Annotated in this window: 15 protein-coding genes and 1 other RNA gene; 14 read left to right on the forward strand and 2 right to left on the reverse strand. The window is 39.4% G+C overall.

The features are described 5' to 3' along the window. The first annotated feature begins 118 nt into the window (after window positions 1-118). The 14 genes from EV693_RS04225 to EV693_RS04290 all read left to right on the forward strand — a co-directional run bounded on the left by EV693_RS04225 (window position 119) and on the right by EV693_RS04290 (window position 23,064). Window positions 119-8,551, forward strand: a complete 8,433-nt coding sequence (locus EV693_RS04225) for a YadA-like family protein (RefSeq protein ID WP_165904872.1) — start codon at window positions 119-121, stop codon at window positions 8,549-8,551. A gap of 77 nt (window positions 8,552-8,628) precedes the next feature. After that, the gene (locus EV693_RS04230; protein ID WP_165904873.1) at window positions 8,629-9,090 is read left to right on the forward strand and encodes an outer membrane protein assembly factor BamE; all 462 of its coding nucleotides are present in this window, start codon (window positions 8,629-8,631) and stop codon (window positions 9,088-9,090) included. A 40-nt stretch (window positions 9,091-9,130) separates the two neighbouring features. Then, on the forward strand, window positions 9,131-9,559 hold the full coding sequence (locus EV693_RS04235) for a murein L,D-transpeptidase (protein WP_132501145.1): 429 nt from the start codon (window positions 9,131-9,133) through the stop codon (window positions 9,557-9,559). A gap of 152 nt (window positions 9,560-9,711) precedes the next feature. After that, a complete protein-coding gene (locus tag EV693_RS04240; protein ID WP_132501146.1) occupies window positions 9,712-10,722 on the forward strand; it encodes an acyltransferase family protein in 1,011 nt (336 codons plus the stop codon). Between the two features lie 5 nt (window positions 10,723-10,727). Further along, on the forward strand, window positions 10,728-13,679 hold the full coding sequence (gene glnE / locus EV693_RS04245; RefSeq protein ID WP_132501147.1) for a bifunctional [glutamate--ammonia ligase]-adenylyl-L-tyrosine phosphorylase/[glutamate--ammonia-ligase] adenylyltransferase: 2,952 nt from the start codon (window positions 10,728-10,730) through the stop codon (window positions 13,677-13,679). 105 nt (window positions 13,680-13,784) lie between these two features. Then, window positions 13,785-14,181: RNase P RNA component class A (rnpB, locus tag EV693_RS04250), an RNA gene on the forward strand. A 110-nt stretch (window positions 14,182-14,291) separates the two neighbouring features. Beyond that, a complete protein-coding gene (locus tag EV693_RS04255) occupies window positions 14,292-14,942 on the forward strand; it encodes a DUF1007 family protein (RefSeq protein ID WP_243694569.1) in 651 nt (216 codons plus the stop codon). Next, complete coding sequence (locus EV693_RS04260; protein WP_132501148.1) at window positions 14,933-15,979, forward strand: nickel/cobalt transporter; 1,047 nt, start codon at window positions 14,933-14,935, stop codon at window positions 15,977-15,979. Before EV693_RS04255 ends, EV693_RS04260 begins: the two co-directional genes overlap by 10 nt. A gap of 124 nt (window positions 15,980-16,103) precedes the next feature. Beyond that, window positions 16,104-17,552: an alanine/glycine:cation symporter family protein gene (locus EV693_RS04265; RefSeq protein WP_132501149.1), complete on the forward strand. Its 1,449-nt coding sequence runs from the start codon at window positions 16,104-16,106 to the stop codon at window positions 17,550-17,552. Window positions 17,553-17,629: 77 nt separating this feature from the next. Further along, window positions 17,630-18,040 carry a DUF423 domain-containing protein gene (locus tag EV693_RS04270; RefSeq protein WP_132501150.1) on the forward strand — a complete coding sequence of 137 codons (411 nt, stop codon included), beginning with the start codon at window positions 17,630-17,632 and terminating at the stop codon, window positions 18,038-18,040. Beyond that, the gene (gene rlmM / locus EV693_RS04275) at window positions 18,033-19,118 is read left to right on the forward strand and encodes a 23S rRNA (cytidine(2498)-2'-O)-methyltransferase RlmM (RefSeq protein ID WP_132501151.1); all 1,086 of its coding nucleotides are present in this window, start codon (window positions 18,033-18,035) and stop codon (window positions 19,116-19,118) included. Before EV693_RS04270 ends, rlmM begins: the two co-directional genes overlap by 8 nt. Before the next feature lie 115 nt (window positions 19,119-19,233). Next, window positions 19,234-19,947 (forward strand): UMP kinase, encoded by a 714-nt coding sequence (gene pyrH, locus EV693_RS04280; RefSeq protein ID WP_132501152.1) that lies wholly within the window; start codon window positions 19,234-19,236, stop codon window positions 19,945-19,947. 86 nt (window positions 19,948-20,033) lie between these two features. Then, window positions 20,034-22,049, forward strand: a complete 2,016-nt coding sequence (gene uvrB / locus EV693_RS04285) for an excinuclease ABC subunit UvrB (RefSeq protein WP_132501153.1) — start codon at window positions 20,034-20,036, stop codon at window positions 22,047-22,049. Window positions 22,050-22,095: 46 nt separating this feature from the next. Beyond that, window positions 22,096-23,064, forward strand: coding sequence for an ABC transporter substrate-binding protein (locus tag EV693_RS04290; RefSeq protein ID WP_132501154.1), 969 nt, complete (start codon window positions 22,096-22,098; stop codon window positions 23,062-23,064). A gap of 75 nt (window positions 23,065-23,139) precedes the next feature. Here the strand turns inward: EV693_RS04290 and metQ are convergent, their stop codons facing one another. Beyond that, a complete protein-coding gene (metQ, locus tag EV693_RS04295; RefSeq protein ID WP_132501155.1) occupies window positions 23,140-23,934 on the reverse strand; it encodes a methionine ABC transporter substrate-binding lipoprotein MetQ in 795 nt (264 codons plus the stop codon). A 121-nt stretch (window positions 23,935-24,055) separates the two neighbouring features. After that, the gene (locus tag EV693_RS04300; RefSeq protein ID WP_132501156.1) at window positions 24,056-24,868 is read right to left on the reverse strand and encodes a MetQ/NlpA family lipoprotein; all 813 of its coding nucleotides are present in this window, start codon (window positions 24,866-24,868) and stop codon (window positions 24,056-24,058) included. Window positions 24,869-24,940 lie beyond the last annotated feature (72 nt).

Below are 24,940 nucleotides of genomic sequence, written 5' to 3' on the forward strand. Positions count from 1 at the left end.
CGCACTATTCATCATTACCATGCCGACGGTTTAATTTTTCTCAAACGCCCTCTATACGCCCTTTCTAAACCGACACTTAGTATCTCTCCTTGTGCGTTGATGACACTTGGAGGTCGGTATGAATAAAATCTTCAAAGTCATCTTCAACAAATCCACCCAAACTTGGACAGTGGTCTCTGAGCTTGCCAAATCTGCCACCAAAGTCAAATCACAAAGCCTGGCTGCCCCAGTAGTATCTCAAACGACTGACACCCCAAGCCATCATCTAAGCAACTACGGCGAACTAACCATTATCAGCATCTTAGTACTCTCTAGCTTATATACTGGTATGGCGTGGGGAGGGCATAATACCCCAGGTAATGGTGGTACAGGGCACACTGTTGCATGGGGAGAGAGTAGCTCCGCAAATGTAGGTGGTGCAGTCGCTTTGGGACACGCAGCTAAAGTAAAGGCTCTAGAGGGAATATCCATTGGCTATAACACAAATCTTACAAGTAAATATTCTATTGCGATTGGTTCTGGAGCTAGTGCCACTGGTGGTGATAATTATGTAAGTTCTACTGCGATTGGCTATAAAGCACATGGAGGTGCAAAAGAGGGCGTGGCTTTAGGAGCATATTCAAAAACAGATAGATTTTCACTAACTAGCGACAATGTGAGTACTAATAAGATTAATGTGCAGCCTAATACTCGAGTAAATAGTGTTTGGGGACCTCAAGGAGTTAATCACAATGATATTAAAGAGACTGTTCGGGAGACAAAGGGGGCAGTCTCAGTGGGGGATTCAACGGGTACTGCTCCCAAATCTGCCACATTCACCCGCCAAATAATTAACGTGGCAGCAGGTTCTGCGGATTCTGATGCGGTAAACGTTGCTCAGCTACGGGCAGTGGCCGAATATGCCAAGAATCTTGCCAAGAATGTACAAGGTGGCTATGACATTACTGTGAAAGGGGATAATGGTCAAGGAGTACAAATTACCTCCCGTAATAAAACACTTAATTTGAACGGTAAAAAGGATAGCAATCACCAAAACATCATCGTTTCCAAAGCGAATAGTAGCAGTACACTTGAATTTGCACTAAATAAGGAGCTTAAAGGGGTAACCAATATCATCACTCAAAATCTGACTTCAACTGCCATGGCTACTTTTAATCAAGGGATAACCCTTGGTAACCAAGGGCCAAAGATTATAAAAGGCGATAACCAAGATACTATCAAAATAATGGGTACAGACGATCAAAGTGAAGTAAAAATCACCAACCTTAAGGCGGGTGAATCTGATAGCGATGCAGTGAACTTTAAGCAACTAAAAGACAACAAAGTCAAGGTTGAAGCAAATGGTTTGGCAAAAGTGAGTTCAACAGATAATCAGATAGAGGGGGGCAAAACTTACACTATAACTGTAGAAAAAGCCACTGTGCCAAATGATGACGATAACGACGGTAAGCTAAACGACAATGCTAATGACGATAATAAAGTCTTAAGTGCCAAAGGTGTGATTGATGCTATCAATAAAGCTGGTTTTAAGCTGCAAAACAATGGCACTGGCAATGGTGTAATCAATGCAGGCGATACGCTTAACTTTGAGAATGGTACTGGCACAACGGTGACAGTAACTACAGACAATGGTGGGGCGAAAGTTAAGGTGAATATCAATACAGCTGATATTACTATCACTGACGGCAAAGCTCAAGATCCACAAGCTCAAAACAATAGTGATAAATTGACCACTGTTAAAGCCGTTGCTAAAGCAATCAACGACATAGGCTTTAAAGTCAAATCGGAGGGCAATAAAATCAATGGTGCTGATACGGTGGCTAGCCAATTGATAAAAAATGGCGAAGAGTTGGTATTTAAAGCGGGCGATAACCTAGAAATTGGTCGCCAAGATAAAACCTTTACGATTCAAACTAAGCGTAATGTAAGCTTTGACAGCATACAGCTGGGTAATGATGCCCCAAAAATCACTAAGGGTGATGACGGTAGCACTATTAAGCTCACAAGTGGTAACGGCAATCAAGATATAACGCTAACTGGTATCAAAGATGGCGTGAAGGATAGCGACGCAGTGAACTTTGGTCAATTGAAGAAAACCCTTACTGTGGGTGCAAACCTGAAGTTTGGTGGTGATATAGGTAATGACATTACTCGTATTCATAGCCAAAAGCTGACTGTCTCTGGTGGTGAGAAAATTGCAGGTAACTTAACCGAGAATAATATCGGTGTGGTGAGTGATGGTACTGACAAACTAGTGGTCAAGTTAGCCAAAAATATTGTCATGGGTACAGGTTCAATCAAATTTACCCCTGATAAGGCAGAGCAAGGGCAAGATGTTATTTTAAAGAGTACGGGCTTGCAGATCATTCCTGCTGATGCAATTGTGAAAAAAATGACTGGTAATGAGATAGATCTCAATAAAGCTATCGAAATCAACCAAGACGGTATTAATGCTGGCTCCAAGGTCATCAAAAATATTGCATCTGGTACAGATGACAACCACGCAGCGACGGTTGGACAGTTGAGAGCAAGCCGTACAGTGATTGAAAAAGGTACGAACATCGTTAGCGTAGATGTGCAAGATAATGGTGATAAGAAAACCTACACTATTAATGCGAAGGGTGCGAAAGTCTTTGCTAGAAACGGCTTGGAAGTACAAAGCACTGATGGCGCTGATAATGTAACCAATTATACCGTTGGTTTAACAAAAGACATACAAGATAAAATCCAAAAAGGCGTAGATTTCAAAAATAAAGTAGATACTCAAGGTATTACTTTTAAAGGCAATGACAATGGTGCTGGCGTAACCAAAAAATTAGGCGAAATGCTTAATATTGTTGGTGCGGCTGACAATAATAACGGCAACCACCAAAACATCACTACAGCTGCTGTGAGTAACGATTTCACACTTACCCTCAATTCGGTATTAAAAGGCATTACTAGCATTACAGGTTTGATGCCAAATCTGACCGCTCATGGTGCAACTGGCAACACCAAGCCACAGCAACTTGACGAAACGAAAGCGGCTAGCGTGGGAGATGTGCTAAATGCAGGCTGGAATTTGGCTCATAAAGATGGCAATAACGAAAGTGCTAAAGATTTTGTAAAGCCTTATGATACTGTTGTGTTTGAAAATGGTAATGCAACGACAGTTAGCATTGTTAGTTCTGATAACAGCCAGAAAAATACCATCAAAGTTGATGTTAATACTGATAACACGACGATTACCATTGATGCAAATAGCGGCAATAGGTTAAAAGCAGTTACAGGGACAATCAATGAAGGTGCTGCGAACACTAATGATGAAGGCAAAGCGGTTGTCAATAATGGTGATGCTAACAAACTGACTACTGTTCAAACTGTAGTAGAGGCCATTAATAAAGTAGGCTTTAAAGTCAAATCTGCAGGTAACAAAATTCAAGGCAGAGATATGGCTACAAGCGAGCTTGTTAAAAGAGGAGATGAGCTGATCTTTGAAGCTGGCGACAATTTAGAAATTGGTCGCCAAGATAAGACGTTTAAAGTTCAAACTAAGCGTGATGTAAACTTTAATAGCGTAGAAGCAAGCCAGTCTATCAGCGTTAGTAGCAATGCTGGCTCAAAAGTAAATATTACAGGTACTAGCGTTGTTGGTCTAAAATTCATCTTTGCTGACGCAGCAGGTCAAAATATTACCAATGCTCCGTTTATAGACGGATTGAATGGCAGCTTACGTGTCGGGTCTGGTAATGCCAATACCCCAGTGAAAATCACTAACCTTGCTCAAGGTATAGAGAACACTGATGCCGTCAATGTTGGACAGCTCAAAAACTCAAGCTGGGAATTGAAGCACGAGGCAAGACAGCAAGATCATGATACAGCCTACGATGCAGCACATAAAAAAGATGATGTCAAAAAAGACGACAGCATTACCTTTAAAGATGGTAAGGGTACTCGCTTTAAGATTAATGATGGTCAAAATACTACAGAGCTAACAGAAAACACTGTTCAGTTAGATATTGACGTGGACGATCAAACTGTTTGGGTAAACCAAGAAGGTAAGCTACAAGCAGCTTCTCCACAAACTCGTTATCAAGCCGATGGCGTTTGGGGAGCGACAGTCACTCGTGAAAATGGTCAGATCTTAAAAATTCAAGGTGGTGATACCATTATTGACCGTACTGCACCAGCACTAGGTACATATAAAAATATCACAACACAAGTTAAACAAACTGCTCCAAATGTAGATCAAGACACGATTGAAATCGTTTTAAACAAAGACGTGAAAATAGACAGTGTTGAGACCAAAACAGTCAATGCCAAAGAAAAGGTGAGTGTGGGAGAAAATAATAGCACGACAATTACTGGCAGTAGCGTTGTTTCTCCAAAAATTACTTTTGTGACAGGTAATAACCAAGCTGATACACCTTCCATCACGGCAAATGGAGGTGATCTAAAAGTGAGCAAGGGCAACAATGGCGAAGCGGCTAAGATCACCAATGTGGCTGATGGTACAGCAGACGACCACGCTGCGAATATAGCTCAGCTAAACAAAGCCAAAACTAAAGTGGTAGGTGCAGAGTTAGCCAAAGTTACTAAAGCTAATATCAATGGTGATCCGACTAAAGGCACAACTTATACCGTAACTGTAGAAAAAGCCACTGTGCCAAATGCAACAGCTGATGGCAAGTTGGGAAATCCAGCCGATGGCGAAAAAGTGCTGACCGTTAGTGGCGTGGTAGAAGCTATCAATAAAGCTGGTTTTAAGCTGCAAAACAATGGCACTGGCAATGATGTAATCAATGCAGGCGATACGCTTAACTTTGAGAATGGTACTGGCACAACGGTGACAGTAACTACAGACAATGGTGGTGCAAAAGTTAAGGTGGATATCAATAAAGCTGGCGTTACAACCATTAATGGCATAGCACAGGTCGATCCTGCAAATCAAACTAATGGCGATCGTTTTGTTACTGTGGATACCGTTGTTAAAGCGTTAAATGACGCAGGATTTAAGATCACTGCTGATAAAGAGGACTCGGGTATGCAGACTGGTACGAAAGAAGATAAGCTGATCAAAGCTGGCGAGAAAATTACTCTTAAAGCAGGCAAAAACCTCACAGTTAAGCAATCTGGGGCAGATTTTACTTTCTCAATGCAAGATCAAGTTGAGGTTGATAAAGTGACAGTAGGTTCGGTTAGCATTGAAAAAACTGACGGCATTAACGCGGGTCAAAAAGCTATTAGCAATGTTAAAGATGGTGTGAAAGACAGCGATGTGGTAAATGTGAAGCAGCTAAATGCAGCTAAGACGGAAGTCAAAGGTATGGGGCTTGCCACGGTGAGCAAATCACAAGGTGATAAAGGTCAGGATGTTTATATTGTCAATGTCAATGCCCAAGGTGTGGTAGGCACAGCTCAAACGTCTATGATGTATACTGATGGCTACGGTAATAAAGTGTATAAGCACACTGATGGCAAGTTCTACACCCAGCCAAATGGCGGTGGCGATGAAGTCGATCCAGATCAAATCACTGCTACATTAAATAGTCCGAGTAAGGGTGGCACCAATACGCCAACCACGCTAAACAATGCGGCAGGTTCACTCGCACAAGCGGTCAATATTGGCGATAAAATTGTAGGTTTAAATCAGCGTTTGGGCAACCGACTAGCCACTGATTTCACTCGCAACCAAGCTTTACCGCAACAGGTACAGAATATCTACAACAATGTGGCAACTGTGGGTGATGTGCTAAACGCTGGCTGGAATCTACAAGGTAATGGTATTGCGGTAGACTTTGTTAAGTCATATGACACGGTAAACTTTATCAACGGCATGGGTACATCGGCTGTGGTGATAAATAGGGACGGTAAAACTTCAACGGTGAAAGTTGATGTTAATATGGACGACACTACGCTAACTACCGAGAAATTTGTAGAAGATGGCATAGAGAAAACTCGATTAAAAGCCAACACGGGTGAGATAGAGAAAGTGACCGATAATACCAAGCCAGATCAATCTCTATCAAGGGGTAAAGTAGCAGCTAAAGTGGGCGATGAGAACAAGTTAGCAGCGGTTGGCACCGTCGTGCAAGCGGTCAATAGTGTTGGATTTATTGTAAAAGCCAATGATCAGCAAGATGGTCAGCTGATTAAATCTGGCGATATGCTAGGGCTTAAAGCGGGCAAAAATGTGAAAATTGAGCGTAATGGCGGCGATTTCACCATTAGCATTGATGATATGGCGTTTAATAATGTTCAGCTAGACAATGATCACACTGTACCCAAATTATCTAGCGATGGTAAGGGCAATGTCAAAGTGGGTGATAAAGATGGTAACCTTGTGAAAATCACCAATGTTAAAGATGGTGAGAACGACAGCGATGCGGCGACAGTGAAGCAGCTTAAAGCGGTTCAAGTCGCCTCAACCACTAAAGTAGCTGGCGACCAAGGCGTAACGGTTACCAAGAGGCAAAATGCAGATAGCAGCACCAGCTATGAAGTCGCAGCGAAGACCGATAATGTTACTGTTGGCATTAACGAGAAAGGCGAGATTGCAGCCAAAACGGGTAACATGGTGGTAACTGGCGGCAAAGCAACGGGTAACCAAACCGATGGCGATAAGCTGGCAACGGTAAACACTGTGGCAGAGGCACTTAACAACGCAGGCTTTATTGTCAAAGCTAATGGCAAAGATGGCACGCTGATCGAATTAGGCGATGCGATTGAGTTTTTTGGTGGCGACAATATTATCATCAGCGAAAATGGCGGCAAAGTAACGGTTGAGATCAAAAAAGAGGTGGCGTTTGACAATGTCAAAGTCGGTGATGCAATGGTTAGCAAAGATGGTATCAATGCGGGCAATAAGCAAATTACCAATGTGGCTGATGGCGTAGCTGATACTGATGCGGTGAATATGAAGCAGCTTAAAGGTGCGAAGACCGAAGTTACAGCCTCAGGCTTGGCTATGGTAACCAATATAACGAGTTTAAGTGGTCAAAATGCCTACAATGTTGATGTGGCAAAAGCGGATAAACCAATCATTTCTGCTACTGGTAATGTGAGCCTCACAAGCCCTGACGATGCAGGCAAGGTCTTGACTGCAGGCGATGTGGTCGAGACGGTGAGTAACAGTCATTTTAATATCAATGGCAAAGAGGCAAATGGGACGAATGTTACTAGCAAAGTAAAAGCAGGTAATACAGTTGAGTTTACAAATGGTCAAGGCACGACGGCAATTGTAGAGGTCGATCAAGTGGGTAAAATTGCTCTAAAGATTGACAGCCCATTAGCTTATATCAATACCAATAAAGCAGATAGTTCAACGCCAAGTGATAAGGTGAAACTAGTCGGTGAAAAAGGCTCTGATAACGCTGTGCAATTGCAAAATATCGCAAGTGCTGTTCATAGCGAGGTATCTATTTTAGATGTGAGGCACCCAACCGATGCTGAACGTAATGCGATTGCAAAAGCCATTATACAAGCAGAAGAAGATGCTCTGTTGAATGCAGTAAATGTGGGTGATTTACAAGCTATCACTAATAATGTTATTGGTACTGATATTATCAAAACTTATGATGTGAAAGGCGGCGAAAAACGTGGTATGACGTTAACAGAAGCAATCAACAATATGAATAAAGAGGGGATTCGTTTCTTCCACGTTAATGATGGTACTAATCCTGCGACTGGTTCAGACAAAAGTAATGAGGACTCAAGTGCAGCAGGGAAATATGCTACTGCTGTAGGTTTCCAATCAGAAGCAAATGGTAAAAATGCAGTTGCTGTCGGTAAGACTAATGTTGCCGAAGGTAATAATAGTGTCAGTATCGGTAGCGATAACCAAGTCTTGACTAAAAATTCAGGTGCATTAGGTAGCTTAAACCGTGTTGAAGTGCTAGATCAAGGTGATGAGCTAACAGGTAGCTATGCTGTTGGTAATAATAATGTGATTAATTCAAGTAATACATTTGTATTGGGTAGTGGCGTTAAAAATACCATTGAAAACTCTGTGTATTTGGGTAACCAAACACAGGTTACAGCAGGTAACCAAGAAGGAACTCGCCATCTTAGCTTAGCGGGTAAACAAGGTGATACAACAACGGCTGGCGATAAAGGCGTTATTTTAAGAACGACGATTGGTGGTATTACCTATGGAGATTTTGCTGGTGCAAAAGCGAATGGTGCGGTATCAGTCGGTTCTACTGGTAATGAACGCCGTATTCAAAACGTAGCTGCAGGTGAGATTTCTCCAACATCAACTGATGCTGTCAATGGTAGCCAATTACATAGCCTAGGTAGAGCAATTGCTGGATTAAATACTCGTATTAATGAAGTGGATAACGATGCAAATGCAGGTATCGCTTCAGCAATGGCGACTGGTGGATTAGCACAGGCTTATTTACCAAGTAAAAGTATGATTGCGATTGGCGGAAGTACCTACAGAGGCAGACAAGCTTATGCAATCGGTATCTCAGCAATCAGTGATGGCGGCGATTGGATCTTAAAAGGTTCTATAAATAGCAATAGCCGTGGACACGTCGGTGCAACAATGAGTGCTGGGTTCCAATGGTAGAAATGCTTTAGCGTGGTTTTCAGACAGGATTGTACGACAATGCTGTCTGCTATTTTTAATTTATGAGGTAAAATTAAATGAAGTTAACAATGTTAGTCAGTGTTGTTGTTATTCTTGTGTTAGCAGGGTGTTCAGGTTCAACGATCAAAAGTGATGGCACGGTTACTGAACTTAGATGGCCAGATCTTTCTTCAGCTGCTTTTGATAAAAACAGAGGAACATTTCCTAACATAGAAAATTTATTAAATATTCGCTCAGCAATGACAAAAGATCAGCTTTATAAGTTGATCGGCTATCCGCAATTTTATGAGGGATTCCATGTGCGAGAATGGAACTATTTATTCCATTTTAACACGCCAAGTCAAGGAACTGATGGAATTACTACTTGCCAATATAAGGTCGTATTTGATAATAAAGCTTATGCTCGCAGTTTCTTTTGGCGAGCTGTCGATCCTGTTGACGCTGTGTGTCCACCAAATAAAGATCCAGGGGCGATCATTCGTGAAATAAAACAAACTGAAGCACTTATTCGCCAGTAGTTTAAATTGATAGTTTATATTGTTATACTTAGGTTTAATAATGAGAGTTTTTAAATTAGCCATCATATTTGTATTTGCCATATCGTCTGTAGAGGCGATTGCCTATGCAAAGATACAAAAGCACCATAAAAAGGTGATTGTAAACATTCGTACAGCAGAGCTTTGTTTTTCGGATACAGGCGATTGTCATAAAGTATTAATTGGAAAAACTACGCCGAAAGGAACGTTTGATTTAACACTTTATGCAACTAAGCTCCCTGGTTATGGTGGTACAGTTTTAGGATTTAAACAGGAAGGAAATTTCCTATTTGCATTACATAGAGTTTGGACTCGTAAACCCTCAGAACGTCGTTTAGAACGAATCGTTTCTAATAAGGTCTCTGATCGGATAATGACGAATGGCTGTATTAATGTTACTGATCCTATTTATGAGCGATTGCAAAACTACTTTGTGTTAGAAGTTATTTAAGGTTTATTTATATTCATTTTTAAAAGTTGATGGTTTTGAAGCTGATTCCGATATTGTCGGAGTCAGTTTTTTATATAAATAGATATTTTTTATTTTGAGTGTAATTGAGAGATAATAAAGATTTATTATTTGATTATAAAAAGGTTAATAGAATGAAAAACAGAATATACTCCCTTGATTATTTAAGGGGTATTATGGCATTGACGATAATGGTTTATCATTTTTTGATATTTCAAGGGCTAAAGCCTGATGTAAGTGGCATTATTGAAAAATTTGCTATTTATGGCGTATCTATTTTTTATATTCTAAGTGGATTAACACTCTGTTTGATTTATAATCAGAAAGATTTTTCTTTATTTAGTTCTTGGTTAGTTTTTCTTAAGAAAAGAGCATTTAGAATTTTACCTTTATTTGCATTGGTAACGCTCATTGTTTTCTATATGAATGGCGATTTTTCATACCAAGTTTGGATAACGTTAATATTAAATATAACAGGATTGTTTTCTATTTTAAACTATGATGGATATTTAGTAACAGGTGGCTGGTCTATTGGCAATGAGTTGTTTTTTTACATATTGTTTCCATTTTTTATTTTATTATCATCTAAATCTATTAGGCTATTTGGTGCTGTTTTAGCTATATTGTTATTTATTTATAGCTATTTTGCTTACTTTATTATTTTTGATAATTTAAGTTTATCTCAAAATTGGTCTTATTATATTCACCCATTAAATCAGATTTTCCTCTTTGCAAGCGGTGTTTTTGCTGGATTTTTTTGCAAGAGTAGATCAGAAAATAGAAATCATATGTTTTTATATATAGGGATAATGATACTTTGGGTTTATTATCCTGTCTCAGGTGATTTCTCTGCGATTATTTCAGGTGAGCATCGATTATTATTGACAATATTATCTATTTTAACTGTCCTTGTCTTTTTTCAATTCCCACTTCCATTGCCACGGTTTATACATCGTTTATTCCATACTTTAGGTGAAATAAGTTATGGTGTATATTTGTTACACCCTATTGTGTATCAGTTATTGAATAGATTAAATGTATTTACATTAAATGAATTATTTTATATCTCAATTTTAGGGACGTTAGGCGTGAGTTATTTATCATATCACACACTTGAACGCTATTTTATTAAATTAGCAAAATAATAGTTATGGTTATAGAAAATAAAAATACGCAAATTTTAGCTGAATTATTATTAGAACATAATTTTAGCGTACCAGAGATGGCACAATACTCTTTAATTCAGACAGCGGTATTGATGTCTGATTTCGTGTTACGAACATTACAGAAACAGCCTGCATTATTGCAAGAATGGTTAGTCAGTCCGCCTATGCCAAATTCGGTTGGGAATTATGCAGAAAAATGGCAAAAAATTGCGATAAATATTAGCACTGAAGAACAATTACACCATTTTTTGCGTCTGTTTCGTCATCAAGAGATGGCAGCGTTGAGTTATTTGCAATCAAATGCTCTGGTGGATCCTCAATTTATTTTTGAACATTTATCGGATTTAGCGGAAACTTTGATTTTAAGTGCGAGGGATTGGTTGTTTATCCAGCTTTGTAAAGCATATGGTATGCCAAAAAATGCCCAAGGTGAGAGGCAGGAGCTGCTTATTTTAGGTATGGGGAAATTAGGCGGTCGAGAGCTAAATTTTTCGTCTGATGTGGATTTGATTTTTACTTATCCAGAGGGAGGGCAAACGGATATAGCCGACACTCTCGCACACAAACCTATTGAAAATAGTCAATTTTTCACTCGCTTAGGACAGCGTTTAATTCAAGCACTAGATCAGATTACGCCTGATGGTTTTGTATATCGAACAGATATGCGTTTACGTCCATTTGGTGAAAGTGGGGCGTTGGTGCTAAGTTTTGCAGCGATGGAAGATTATTACCAAGAACAGGGGCGTGATTGGGAGAGGTATGCGATGATTAAGGCAAAAATTCTTGGTGAGAATTTGCAAAACAATCATCATCGTTACCTCAAATCGCTACTTCGCCCATTTGTTTATCGTCGTTATTTAGATTTTAGTGCGATTCAATCGTTGCGAGAAATGAAGCAAAAAATTAGTCGAGAGGTTGTGCGGCGAAACTTGCATAATAATATTAAGCTAGGGGCAGGGGGAATTCGTGAAATAGAATTTATTGTGCAAGTGTTCCAAATGATTCGAGGCGGTAGAGATAAAATTTTACAGCAACGCAGTTTGCTGAAAGTGTTGCCTCAATTAGGTGAACTTAATTTGTTGAATGCAGATCAAGCAGAGAGTTTGGAAGCCGCTTATCTATTTTTGCGTTATGTGGAAAATGTTTTGCAAGCGATTGACGATAGACAAACTCAAACTTTACCAGAAGATCAAGCGGTTCAATCTCAGCTTATTTTTGCAATCAATCAGGCCAAAGGGGCAAATTTTGATTTTGCTTATAAAGTGAAAAATATAAACAAAGAACGCCTAGAGGGAAAACTAAATGGCTGGGACGACTTTCTGCGTTTATTGGCCTTTCATCAAGCGAATGTGCAGGCAATTTTTGTGGCGTTAATTGGCGAGGAAGGCAGCTCAAATGGTGTCGAGTCAGAAAAAGAAAGACGAGAGTTGGCACAATGGCGGGATATCTTACATTATCAAATTAGTTTTGATGACTTAGCAAGCGTCTTGTCTGATTATCCTGTGGCACAATCAGATTATACTGTGCTGTTTGACTTGTTAGAACATACTTTTCAAGAATGGGTAAAGCGTTCAATTGGTATTCGAGGTCGTGAGGCGTTACGCAAGCTGATGCCTCAAGTATTAGATGCGGTTTGTCAAGAGAGTGATTATTTATGCCTGTTACCTCGACTGCTGAAAATTATAGACAAAATCACCACTCGAACCACTTATTTGGAACTATTACTTGAAAATGAGCAAATTATTCCTCAGTTGATGTTGCTTTGTGGTAAATCGGTGATGGTGGCTGAACAAATTGCACGTTATCCAATGCTGCTTGATGAGATAATTGTATTAAAAAGTTTAACGCAAGTTATTGAATTAGAACAATATTCAAGGATTTTACACGATTATTTGCTGCGTATTTCTGAAGATGATGAAGAGGCAATCATTGACGGTTTGCGTCAGTTTAAACAAAGTCAGTTATTGCGGATTGCGTGTGCGGATATTTTGGAGGTATTACCTGTGATGAAAATCAGTGACCATCTGACTTATCTTGCACAAGCGATCATTAAAATGGTTGTGGAGATTGCGTGGAAGTCTTTGGTTCAGCGGTTTGGTTTGCCTGATCATTTGCAAATAGATTCAGAAATACAAGAAAAAGGTTTTGCCGTGATTGGTTATGGGAAATTAGGTGGAATTGAATTAGGCTATAACTCCGATCTTGATTTAGTTTTTCTACATAATGCTCCACAAGAAGGGGAAACGGTAGGCGGTAAAAGATCGATCCCAAGTCATCAGTTCTATTTGAAATTAACCCAAAAAATAAATTCGATCTTTAATCTTAATACCAGTGCGGGCATTTTGTATGACATTGATATGCGGTTGCGTCCTTCTGGCGAAGCTGGCTTACTGGTGAGTACTTTTAATGCTTATTCGCAATATCAAAAACAAGAAGCGTGGACGTGGGAAACACAAGCATTAGTGCGTAGTCGTTGTGTCTATGGTTCCGAAAAGCTAGAGCGACTTTTTGAGGGAATTCGACAATCCGTGTTAGTGATGCCAAGGGTGAATATAGAGTTACAGCAATCCGTGAAAACGATGAGGGAGAAGATGTACCAACATCTAGCACAGGTAAAGCAGGGACAGTTTCATCTGAAAACAGATCGTGGTGGTATTATTGATATTGAATTTATAGCACAATATTTAGTATTAGCGAATGCGGATCGTTTTCCACAAATGGCGGTTTGGTCAGATAATGTCAGAATTTTCGAGACTGCTATTGAATATGGGATTTTAGACGTTGAGAAGGGAAAGCAATTAAAGCGTTGTTATACCACTTTGCGAAATAAAGTACATCATTTGAATTTATTGGGTAAAGAGAGTGTAGTGGAAGCAGACCAATTTATTTTGGAACGTCAATTTGTTGCCGCAATGTGGCAGGAAATCCTTTCTTAAGTTTTGCTGCTATTGTATTTTATTTTTGACATACTAAGGGCTAAAAATATAGGTGAAGCGGTTAATACTTGGAAAATTTTTGCAAAACGGCTATACTCCACCTCCAGAGTTGGTTAGACAATCGCTGGTTTATTGAAGCCCTCAAGTTTGTAATGGCACAAATTTGCAATTGCATAATCTAGGGGACAAGTAAACGAGAGGAAAGTCCGAGCTACATAGGGCAGAGTGCCAGATAACGTCTGGGCAGCGTGAGCTGACGACAAGTGCAACAGAGAGCAGACCGCCTTTTTTATAAAGGTAAGGGTGAAAGGGTGTGGTAAGAGCACACCGTGTGACTGGTAACAGTTCACAGCAAGGTAAACTCCACTCGTAGCAAGACCAAATAGGAATTCAATGAGTGGCCCGCTCAGAATTCGGGTAGGTTGCTTGAGCGTAATAGTAATGTTACGCCTAGAGGAATGATTGTCCACGACAGAACTCGGCTTATCGACCAACTCGTCCTATTTTTACAAATGGAATTCTGTTCGTTTTGTATCCGTCGTTTTACGAGATTGGGCGTATTAATGGTTGGATTGTGTAAATGATTTGATTATCTCAATAGTTGATAGTACGATGAAAAAATATCTGATGAAGCTAGGCTTTTCGGTCATCTTTGGGTGCTTGCCTTTCCAATTATTGGCTCACCCTCACTCGTTTTTAGATATGAAAAACCAAGTCCGTATTGAGCAAGGAAAGTTAAAAGGTTTTGCAATGAGTTGGCGGCTAGACGAAATTACTTCGTCTGAGTTGATTTATGAAATAAATAGTAGTAAAGACAAATCGGCTGCTCGTGAAAAAATTTTAGAAGAGCTTAAACAGTCATTAGTGCAGGCTCATTACTTCAGTGAATTTTATGATAAGCAAAACCAGCCTGTTAAATTTAAATCCCTTCCAGAAACACCGACATTGCGTATTGAACATAACCGCATTATTTATGATTTTTTCTTGCCTGTTGCTAAACCACCACAAGTTGCAGGTCAGCGTTTTAAATTGTTCACATTTGAGCCTAGCTATTATCTTTATATGGGTTATGAAAGTAAAAATGATGTGAGCAGTAGTGATCCGACACAATGCCAAGTGGTATTAGAGGAAGCGAAAGTAAATCAATCTTTAAGGCTTTATGCCTCAAAGCTAGATAGAACTGAAACGCCAGATATGCCACTGGAAAGTGGCGGATCATTGGGAGCACAGTTTGCACAAAAGGTAAATGTGATATGCCAGTAGCAGGAAAATCAACAGTAACTTCCCTAAAGACTTGTCAGCCAAAAACAGTTCGCTCAAAAACAAAGCAAGGTAGTTGGATAGCGGTCAGTATTTTGATAATTTTTGCAGCAGTTTTTTTAATTTATCAGATTTATCCTTACTTACTTTTTCAGGTTGTCAATTGGCAAAAAAGTTTTAATCAACAAATCTCTCAAGCATTCAATTTTATAGAGCAACAACCACAGCAAGCAGGATTAACTTTATTCGTGGTGAGCTTTCTTTATGGCGTTTTTCACGCAGTCGGACCAGGGCACGGTAAATTTATTTTAAGTAGCTATCTTTCAATAGAGCAAGCAAAATTACCACAAGCGATGCGTATTACTTTATTGTCTGCTTTGGCACAAGGTTTAGTGGCGATTGCTCTCGTCTCCGTTTTGGTTGTAGGACTGATGTTATCTCGAAGTTATTTTAATCTGACTGTAAAATGGGTGGAAAGAGGTAGCTTTATTTTAATGATCTTGTTTGGTTGCTATTGGCTTTATCAAGGGATTAAAGTATGGCGAAAATCAGCCCAGAAAGTGGTCAAGATTTATAAAATAGTGCCTTTACATAGCAATCACGCAGGTCATCAAGTTCAAATTCATTCAGAGCAATGTGGTTGCGGACATAAACATTTACCCTCTTCTGATGAGCTGGCAAAAATACAGGATTGGAAATCAATGTTATTGGTCATTTTCAGTATTGGTTTGCGTCCTTGTTCAGGAGCGATTTTGGTATTGTTTTTAGCTTATACATTGGATTTATACCTTTGGGGAATCTTTTCAGCTTTGGTGATGGCGGCTGGCACAGGATTAACTTTGAGTCTGTTTGCAATGATTGTGCTTGTCGCTCGTAAAAGAGCAGCCAAAATAAGCCGCTGGTATCTCTCCGAGACACAGAGTAAGCGGTCAGTTTTTGGTTTAAAATTACTATTAGGAATTATATTAATTAGCTTTGGAATAATCTTATTTCACGGCAGCTTAATTGATGTCGCACCAGTGGGTTTATTTAAACGTTAGATTGATAAATATTATTCAATTTATAAAAAGACTTCTTCTAACGAGATAAAAAGTTTAGAATAAAGACTCATTTTTTAATCTATTACGAATAATTTTATAACAAAATATTTACAAAGGTCTCATTATGGAAAGCATTGTTGCTCAATTTGAAAGTATGCTGAAGTGGATTGTCGATAATATTGATGGACCACTTTGGGATATAACGGTGATTACTCTTTTAGGCGTTGGGTTGTTTTTTACCATTACAACAGGGTTGGTTCAGCTCCGTCTATTGCCTCGTAGTATTCGTGAAATGTGGTCAGGGCGTGCAGCAGAAGGTGAATCGCTTACACCTTTCCAAGCATTTGCAACAGGACTTGCTAGTCGTGTTGGTGTCGGGAATATTGGTGGTGTCGCTACAGCGATTGCATTGGGTGGACCAGGAGCCGTGTTTTGGATGTGGATTACTGCTCTGATTGGTATGAGCAGTGCTTTTGCTGAATCTTCACTAGCACAAGTTTATAAAATACGAGATCCGAATGGTATGTTTAGAGGCGGTCCTGCCTATTACATCACCAAAGGCTTAAAAGCACCTTGGTTAGCGGTTGCTTTCGCTATTACGTTAATTTTTACATTTGGTTTTGCTTTCAATGCCGTACAAGCAAATTCCATCGTCGAAGCAACACGTAATGCGTGGAATTGGAATGCTAGTTATGTGGGGATTTCTCTCGTCGTTTTGACAGCGATTATCATTTTTGGTGGAATAAAACGAGTAGCTCAAGTCTCAGCAAAAGTTGTACCAATGATGGCACTGTTCTACCTTATTATGGCAGTGATAATTTTAGGTATGAATATCGAAAAAGTGCCAGCAGTTTTATCAAATATTGTTCAAAGTGCTTTTGATTTTTCAGCAATGGCTGGCGGAATGTTTGGTGCAATTTTTTCTAAAGCAATGATAATGGGGATTAAAAGAGGGTTATTCTCCAACGAAGCAGGTATGGGATCAGCGCCTAACTCGGCGGCAACTTCTGATGCCAAACACCCAGCTTCGCAAGGACTCATTCAAATGTTGGGGGTTTTTGTCGATACAATTATTGTTTGTACCTGTACTGCAATTATTATTTTGATGTCAGATAATTATGGCAGCGAGGCTCTACGAGGTGTATCACTTACACAGCAATCACTGGAATTCCACGTTGGCGAATTTGGATTGCATTTCTTAGCTTTTATCCTACTACTATTTTGCTACACATCAATTATTGGTAACTACGCCTACGCAGAAACTAATGTCCGTTATATCCGCAATACACCAAGTTTTGTGCTTGGCTTTCGTTTAGTGGTTCTATTTTTTGTTTATTTCGGTGCTGTGCGTGATGGTGGCATCGTATGGGCATTCGCTGATACTGTAATGGCATCAATGGCAATGATTAATTTGGTTTCAATTATACTGCTCGCTCCAATTGTATGGCTCATTCTCAAAGACTACCAAAAACAAATTCAATCAGGTATTCAACAACCTAAATTCAAGATAGAAGACTATCCTAACCTGATTAAGCGAGGCGTTGATCCTGAAGTTTGGAAATCAACAGATTAATCGCATAAGTAAAGAAGAAAACAAGGCAAACTTAGTGTTTGCCTTGTTTTTAAATGAAGTTATATGGAGAATAAGAAATGAAAAATTGTTGGTTATTTTTATCTGCGGTGAGCGGCTTTTTTTGTGTGGCCTTTAGGGCGTTTGCTTCGCATAGATTACAAGCGGATTTGGATTTAAAATCGCTAGGGTGGATTGAGACAGGGTTGAAATATCAGATGTTTCATACAGTCTCTTTGCTGGCGTTGGGCTTATTTCAAATTGCAAATTTTCGGCAAAATCCGCCCGCTTGTCGGACTAAAGCGTTTCGTTTGATTGGCGGAAGTTGGAGTTTGGGGATTGCATTGTTCAGTGGCAGCTTATATGCCTTGGCATTGGGGGCTGATCGCGGGTTAGTCTGGGTTACACCTGTTGGTGGTCTACTTTTTTTAATTGGTTGGGCAGGTTTATGTTATATCTCAATTGTCAGACAGAAGAGCGAAAATGAATAAGTTAGCACTGTATTGTCGAGCTGGCTTTGAGAAGGAAGTTGCTGCAGAAATCAGTGAGCGAGCTGCAGAGCAAGGCGTATTTGGTTTTGCCAATCTTCGGGAGAATAGCGGCTATGTGATTTTTGAGTGTTATCAAGCTGGAGAGGCAGATAAATTGGCTCGAGAATTAAGGTTGGATACTTTGATTTTTGTGCGTCAGATGTTGGTTGTGGGCGATTTGTTGCAAAATTTGCCTGAGAATGATCGAATTTCTCCAATTATGGCAAAATATCAGCAATTAAGCCTGCAAAATAGTTGTGATGTCGTGGTGGATACACCTGATACCAATGAGGCAAAAGAGCTACTTACGTTTTGTCGAAAATTTACTGTGCCATTGCGTAATGCGTCAAGAAAAATGGGGTGGCTGAAAGAGAAAATATCTTCCAAAAATAGTATTATTTTACATATTTTATTTGTGCGTGCTGGCTGCTGTTATGTGGGGTATGCTTATAATGAAAATAGCTCACCGTTTTTGATGGGTATTCCTCGTTTAAAATTTCCTGTTGATGCTCCAAGCCGTTCAACATTGAAATTGGAAGAGGCTATTTTGACTTTTTTACCAAAAGCCGAAGAAGCTAAACGTTTGAACGATCAAATGGTTGCGGTAGATCTTGGAGCTTGCCCTGGGGGTTGGACGTATCAGCTGGTAAAACGTGGCCTATTCGTTTATGCCGTTGATCACGGTAAGATGGCGGCGAGTTTACACGAGACTGGGAGGATTGAACATTGTGAGGAAGATGGATTTAAATTTCAGCCGCCTAAACGTAAGCAGATCGACTGGTTGGTGTGCGATATGGTAGAACAGCCGATGCGAATTACAAAATTGATGGCTAAGTGGTTGGTCAATGGCTGGTGTAGAGAGACAATTTTTAATCTGAAGCTGCCAATGAAGAAGCGTTATCAAGAAGTCAAATTATGCTTGGTATCTATTGGAGATGAACTCACTAAGCAAGGTTTTTGGTTTAAAGTACAGGCGAAACACCTCTACCATGATCGTGAAGAAATTACAGTGCATATTGTGATATTAGGTCAAAAATAGAAAGATTTTAAAGGTTATGTTTAAGACAATGTCTTAATACTATGTAGCAAGTAAACATTCGCTACTTTATAATAACGATATTTTCAATTCAGTTAATCATAAAAAGAGGTCAAGAATGAGTAATCCAATTTATAAACGTATTTTGTTAAAGTTGAGTGGCGAAGCATTGCAGGGTGAGGATGGTTTTGGTATTGATCCATCAATTCTTGACCGAATGGCATTAGAGATTAAAGAGATACTTTCGTTAGGTGTGGAAGTCGGGGTTGTTCTAGGGGGCGGTAATTTATTTCGTGGTGCGAAACTAGCAAAGGCGGGAATGAATCGTGTTGTGGGCGATCATATGGGTATGTTGGCGACAGTGATGAATGGTTTAGCGATGCGTGATGCCTTGCATCGTGCTGATGTCAATGCAAAATTGATGTCTGCTTTCCAGCTAAATGGAATTTGTGATACTTATAACTGGTCAGAGGCGATTAAGATGTTGCGTGAGCAGCGTGTTGTGATATTTTCTGCTGGCACAGGAAGCCCATTTTTTACAACGGACTCTGCAGCTTGCTTGCGTGGTATTGAAATTGAAGCTGATGTTGTTTTAAAAGCGACAAAAGTTGATGGAGTATATGATAAAGATCCTGCTAAAAATCCAGATGCGATGCTTTATAAAACATTAACTTATGCAGAGGTTATTGAGCGTGAATTGCAAGTGATGGATTTAGCGGCATTTACATTAGCTCGTGATCATGCTATGCCGATTCGTGTCTTTAATATGGGTAAAGCAGGGGCATTACGTCAGGTTGTGATGGGAACAGATGAGGGGACTACGATCTCTTAATTAATGGGATTTTGCAAAATTTTTGCCAAATCCCACCGCTTGCTTATGATAGAATCCTTAGCCTATTTGGTTAAGGATTTTTTATTATGAGCGAGAAACACGGTAAACCTTTTATTTTACATAGTCCTTTTAAGCCTTCTGGTGATCAGCCCTCGGCCATTGCAAAACTAATTGAGGGGTTAAATGATGGGCTAGCATATCAAACCTTATTAGGGGTAACAGGCTCAGGTAAAACATTTACTATTGCGAATGTGATAGCTTCTCTTAATCGCCCTGCAATGCTTCTTGCTCCAAATAAAACATTGGCTGCTCAACTTTATGCCGAGATGAAAGCCTTTTTTCCTGAAAATGCTGTCGAATATTTCGTTTCCTACTATGATTATTATCAGCCCGAAGCTTATGTGCCAAGTAGCGATACTTTTATTGAAAAAGATGCTTCAATTAATGAACAAATTGAGCAAATGCGTCTATCAGCGACTAAATCTTTTCTAGAACGTCGAGATACCATTGTTGTTGCTTCTGTTTCGGCAATTTATGGTTTGGGTGATGTCGATGCGTATATGCAGATGATGCTGCATTTGCAAGTGGGGGCAATCATTAATCAGCGTGATATTTTAACTCGACTTGCAGAACTACAATATACTCGTAATGATCAGGTTTTTCAGCGTTCGACATTTCGAGTAAGAGGCGAGGTCATTGATATTTTCCCTGCTGAATCAGATGATATCGCTTTGCGTGTGGAGTTGTTTGATGATGAAATTGAGAGTTTATCTCTTTTTGATCCGCTGACAGGGCATAGTTTAGGTAAAGTACCTCGTTATACGGTTTATCCTAAAACGCATTATGTTACGCCTCGTGAACGTATTTTACACGCTATTGAGCAGATAAAAATTGAACTGGCAGATAGGCGAAATAATTTACTTCAAGAAAATAAGTTACTGGAAGAGCAACGGCTTGCACAGCGTACTCAATTTGATATTGAGATGATGAATGAACTTGGTTATTGTTCGGGCATTGAAAACTATTCACGCTATTTATCGGGTAGACAAGCAGGAGAAGCTCCACCGACTCTCTTTGATTATATGCCCGCAGATGGCTTATTGATTATTGACGAAAGCCACGTTACCGTGCCACAAATTGGTGGAATGTATCGTGGCGATCGAGCGAGAAAAGAGACGTTGGTGCAGTATGGTTTTCGTTTACCTTCGGCGTTAGATAATCGTCCTTTAAAATTTGAGGAATTTGAACGCCTTGCACCACAAACTATTTATGTGTCGGCTACCCCTGGTCATTACGAGTTAGAAAAATCAAATGGTGATGTTATTGATCAAGTGGTGCGTCCGACAGGGTTGCTTGACCCCATTATTGAGGTACGTCCTGTTGCCACTCAAGTTGATGATGTGTTGTCTGAAATTCATAAACGTGTCGCTCTTAATGAGCGGGTGCTGATTACTACGCTAACGAAGAAAATGGCAGAAGATTTAACCGACTACCTTGATGAACACGGCGTACGAGTGCGTTATTTGCATAGCGATATTGACACGGTTGAGCGAGTGGAAATTATTCACGATTTACGAATGGGAATGTTTGATGTATTAGTGGGGATCAATTTATTGCGAGAGGGATTGGATATGCCAGAAGTATCGCTAGTTGCTATTCTTGATGCCGATAAGGAGGGCTTCCTTCGCTCGGAAAGATCATTGATTCAGACTATCGGACGAGCCGCTCGAAATTTGAATGGTAAGGCAATTCTTTATGGTGATCGCATTACCAATTCGATGCAAAAAGCGATTACTGAGACAGAACGTCGCCGAGAGAAGCAGCAAAAATATAATGAGGAAAATGGTATTACACCACAGGCACTCAATAAAAAAGTGGGGGAATTATTAGATATTGGACAAAGCGATAAACCAAAACGAAGTAAACAAGCGGTCAATCAGGTGTCAAAATCTACAAATTACTCTGCTAAATCCCTTAAAGAGTTAGAAAAAGAGCTGGAACAACTTGAGCAGCAAATGCGGGATTTCGCTAAAGATCTTGAATTTGAAAAAGCAGCAGCAGTGAGAGATCAAATTGGAGAGTTGAAGAAGATTTTGTTTTAGCGTACTATTTCGATAGTACATTACTTAATTTTAACAAGGGGATTTTATGAAATTTTCGAAAACATTATTGGTGAGTTTATTCGGTGCTTTTTCTGTTGTGGCAGGAGCGGAGGTAAAAGAAAATCTGCAAAATGTGGCGATCACCGCCATTGTGGAACACCCAGCACTCGATACCATTAGACAGGGGATGATTGAAGAGTTAGCTCGAGAGGGATTTGTTGAGGGTAAAAATATTCATATTGACTTTCAATCTGCACAAGGAAGTAGTGCGACAGCAGCTCAAATTGCACGCAAATTTGTTGGAGATAAAGCTGATGTGATTATTCCGATTACTACACCAAGTGCACAGCCTGTAGTGGCGGCTACTCGTTCTATTCCTATTGTGTTCTCAGGCGTTACTGATCCTGTTGCGGCAAAATTGGTGAAATCGTGGGAGCCAAGTGGGACAAATGTAACAGGGATTTCAGATCACAAGCCTATTGAGCCACAACTAGAATTAATTCAAGCATTTGTGCCAAATTTAAAAAGCCTTGGTTATGTGTATAGTGCAGGGGAAGTGAATTCTACGATCGTATTGGAAGAACTCAAACAAGCGGCAAAAAATGTTAATATTACGGTTGTGCCTGTTGCGGTACAGCGTAGTGCAGATATTGGATCAGCTGCTCGTAGTTTAAATGGGAAGGTACAAGCGATTTATATTACCGAAGATAATGGGGTGGTTTCTGCTTATGAGGCATTGCATAAAGCGGCATTAGAAGGTGGAATTCCTGTGATAGCAGCAGATCGTGATACCGTTCAGCGTGGGGCATTGGCTGCTTATGCAGTTAATCAATATGAAATTGGTGTAGAAACGGGAAAAGTTGCAGCACGAGTACTGCGAGGCGAAAAAGCAGGTTCAATTGCGACCCATTCAGTAAGTAAAATGGAGCTTTCGTTAAATAAGCAGACTGCAAATGCGTTAGGGATTCATTTGCCAGAGGCTTTGGTTAAAGAAGCAAAAGATGTATTTAAATAAATTTAGATGATATCTATATAAAATGAGTATTTTTTAATCTAAAATACTCATTTTTTACTTTAAATCGTCAAAAGATTACCAGCCTTGTACCATCGCCCCTTTAAAGACTTCATTCGCTTTATTAAATACTTCTTCTGTTTGATAGGCTTTTACAAAGTCTTTTACTGCCTCACTATGTTGGTTATCTTCACGAGCTACAATAATATTCACATAAGGTGAATTTTTCGATTCTACAAAAATACCATCTTTAGTTGGCGTCAAACCGATTTGACCTGCATAAGAAGTATTAATAATCGAAAATGCCACATCATCTAATGTGCGAGGTAATAGTGGTGCATCAACTTCAAGGATTTCTAAATTTTTAGGGTTTTCGATAATATCTACTCGAGTGGAGAGTAGTTTAGTGTTGTCTTTTAATTTAATTAATCCTTGTGCTTCCAACAGAATTAATGCACGACCGAGATTGGTTGGATCGTTGGGAATGGCAATTTTGTCGCCATTCTTTAATTCAGCAATCGATTTAATTTTTTTAGAGTAAGCCGCAATTGGATAAACAAAAGTATTGCCGACAGGCACGAGTTTATAGCCTTTATCTGCCATTTCCTTATCAAGATAAGGTTTATGCTGGAAGGCGTTTAAATCCATATCGCCTTTGTCTAATGAGGCATTTGGCGTGGTGTAATCGCTAAAGACAATTAACTCCACATCACGATGATATTTTTCTTTGGCAATTTTAGCAGCAACTTCCATCACTTCGTGTTCTGGACCTGAAATGACACCAACTTTTAGTTTTGATACTGCTTTATCTTCGCAAGCCGTTAATGCAATAGCGGCTAAAGAAATGATTCCCCAAAATTTATTAAATTGCATATTGTTTCCCCTTTAGTTAAAAGAAAGTCAGATTTTGCAATTATTTCATTCAATCTGACCGCTTGTTATGGATATAAATATAATAAGTGATTAAAAATAGCGATTGATCTTTTTTATAAGATTACCAGCCTTTCACCACACCACCATTGAATAATCTCACCGCTTCTTGGTAAACCTCTTCTGTTTGGAAGGATTTTAAGAAGGTTTGTAGACGCTCATCATTTTTATTATCTTCACGGCTAACGACTAAATTAACATAGGGTGAATCTTTCGATTCGACAATAATGCCGTCTTGGTCTGGGCTTAATCCTGCTTGACCAGCGTAAGTATTATTAATAATGGAAAGATCGACATCATCTAAAGAACGTGTTAAAAGTGAGGTATCAATTTGCGTGATCTTAATATTTTTAGGATTTTCAATAATATCATTTTCAGTAGCAAATAAATTATTCGGATCACTTAATTTAATTAAGCCGTGAGCTTGAAGTAAAAGCAATGCTCGAGCTGTATTACTTGGGTTGTTCGGAATAGAAATAACGGCATTATGGGGTAATTCATCAATGGATTTAATCTTTTTAGAGTAGCCTGCAATGGGCCAAATAAAAGTATTACCAATAATGGCCATTTTATAGCCACGATCTTTACTCTCTTGTTCTAAATAAGGCACGGTTTGGAAAGCATTTGCATCTAAATCACCACTGTGTAAGGCTGCATTAGGTTGGGTGTATTCTGTGAACTGCACTAATTCTACCTCTAAGCCATATTTTTCTTTTGCAATCTTTACAGCCACTTCCGTCATTTGGGCTTCAGGTCCTGTCATCACACCGATTTTCAGTGGTTTAACATCTGTTATTAAAGCTGTTTTTTCTTCTTTACAACCAGTAAGAGCAATAGCGGAAACAAAGGCAAAGATGAGTAATTTTTTTAAGTTCATAGTAATCCTTATGGAATAAGATAGATTAGGTTAAATAGATGAGTTAGCCAAACGATCCTTCAAATTTATTCA

This window comes from Nicoletella semolina (genome assembly GCF_004345745.1).
GTDB classification, from domain to species: domain Bacteria; phylum Pseudomonadota; class Gammaproteobacteria; order Enterobacterales; family Pasteurellaceae; genus Nicoletella; species Nicoletella semolina.

What these genes read in the sequence shown, in the direction of transcription:
- EV693_RS04225 (WP_165904872.1), top strand. Translation starts at nt 119, where the DNA reads ATGAATAAAATCTTCAAAGTCATCTTCAACAAATCCACCCAAACTTGG.
- EV693_RS04230 (WP_165904873.1), top strand. Translation starts at nt 8,629, where the DNA reads ATGAAGTTAACAATGTTAGTCAGTGTTGTTGTTATTCTTGTGTTAGCA.
- EV693_RS04235 (WP_132501145.1), top strand. Translation starts at nt 9,131, where the DNA reads ATGAGAGTTTTTAAATTAGCCATCATATTTGTATTTGCCATATCGTCT.
- EV693_RS04240 (WP_132501146.1), top strand. Translation starts at nt 9,712, where the DNA reads ATGAAAAACAGAATATACTCCCTTGATTATTTAAGGGGTATTATGGCA.
- glnE (WP_132501147.1), top strand. Translation starts at nt 10,728, where the DNA reads ATGGTTATAGAAAATAAAAATACGCAAATTTTAGCTGAATTATTATTA.
- EV693_RS04255 (WP_243694569.1), top strand. Translation starts at nt 14,292, where the DNA reads ATGAAAAAATATCTGATGAAGCTAGGCTTTTCGGTCATCTTTGGGTGC.
- EV693_RS04260 (WP_132501148.1), top strand. Translation starts at nt 14,933, where the DNA reads ATGCCAGTAGCAGGAAAATCAACAGTAACTTCCCTAAAGACTTGTCAG.
- EV693_RS04265 (WP_132501149.1), top strand. Translation starts at nt 16,104, where the DNA reads ATGGAAAGCATTGTTGCTCAATTTGAAAGTATGCTGAAGTGGATTGTC.
- EV693_RS04270 (WP_132501150.1), top strand. Translation starts at nt 17,630, where the DNA reads ATGAAAAATTGTTGGTTATTTTTATCTGCGGTGAGCGGCTTTTTTTGT.
- rlmM (WP_132501151.1), top strand. Translation starts at nt 18,033, where the DNA reads ATGAATAAGTTAGCACTGTATTGTCGAGCTGGCTTTGAGAAGGAAGTT.
- pyrH (WP_132501152.1), top strand. Translation starts at nt 19,234, where the DNA reads ATGAGTAATCCAATTTATAAACGTATTTTGTTAAAGTTGAGTGGCGAA.
- uvrB (WP_132501153.1), top strand. Translation starts at nt 20,034, where the DNA reads ATGAGCGAGAAACACGGTAAACCTTTTATTTTACATAGTCCTTTTAAG.
- EV693_RS04290 (WP_132501154.1), top strand. Translation starts at nt 22,096, where the DNA reads ATGAAATTTTCGAAAACATTATTGGTGAGTTTATTCGGTGCTTTTTCT.
- metQ (WP_132501155.1), bottom strand. Translation starts at nt 23,934, where the DNA reads ATGCAATTTAATAAATTTTGGGGAATCATTTCTTTAGCCGCTATTGCA.
- EV693_RS04300 (WP_132501156.1), bottom strand. Translation starts at nt 24,868, where the DNA reads ATGAACTTAAAAAAATTACTCATCTTTGCCTTTGTTTCCGCTATTGCT.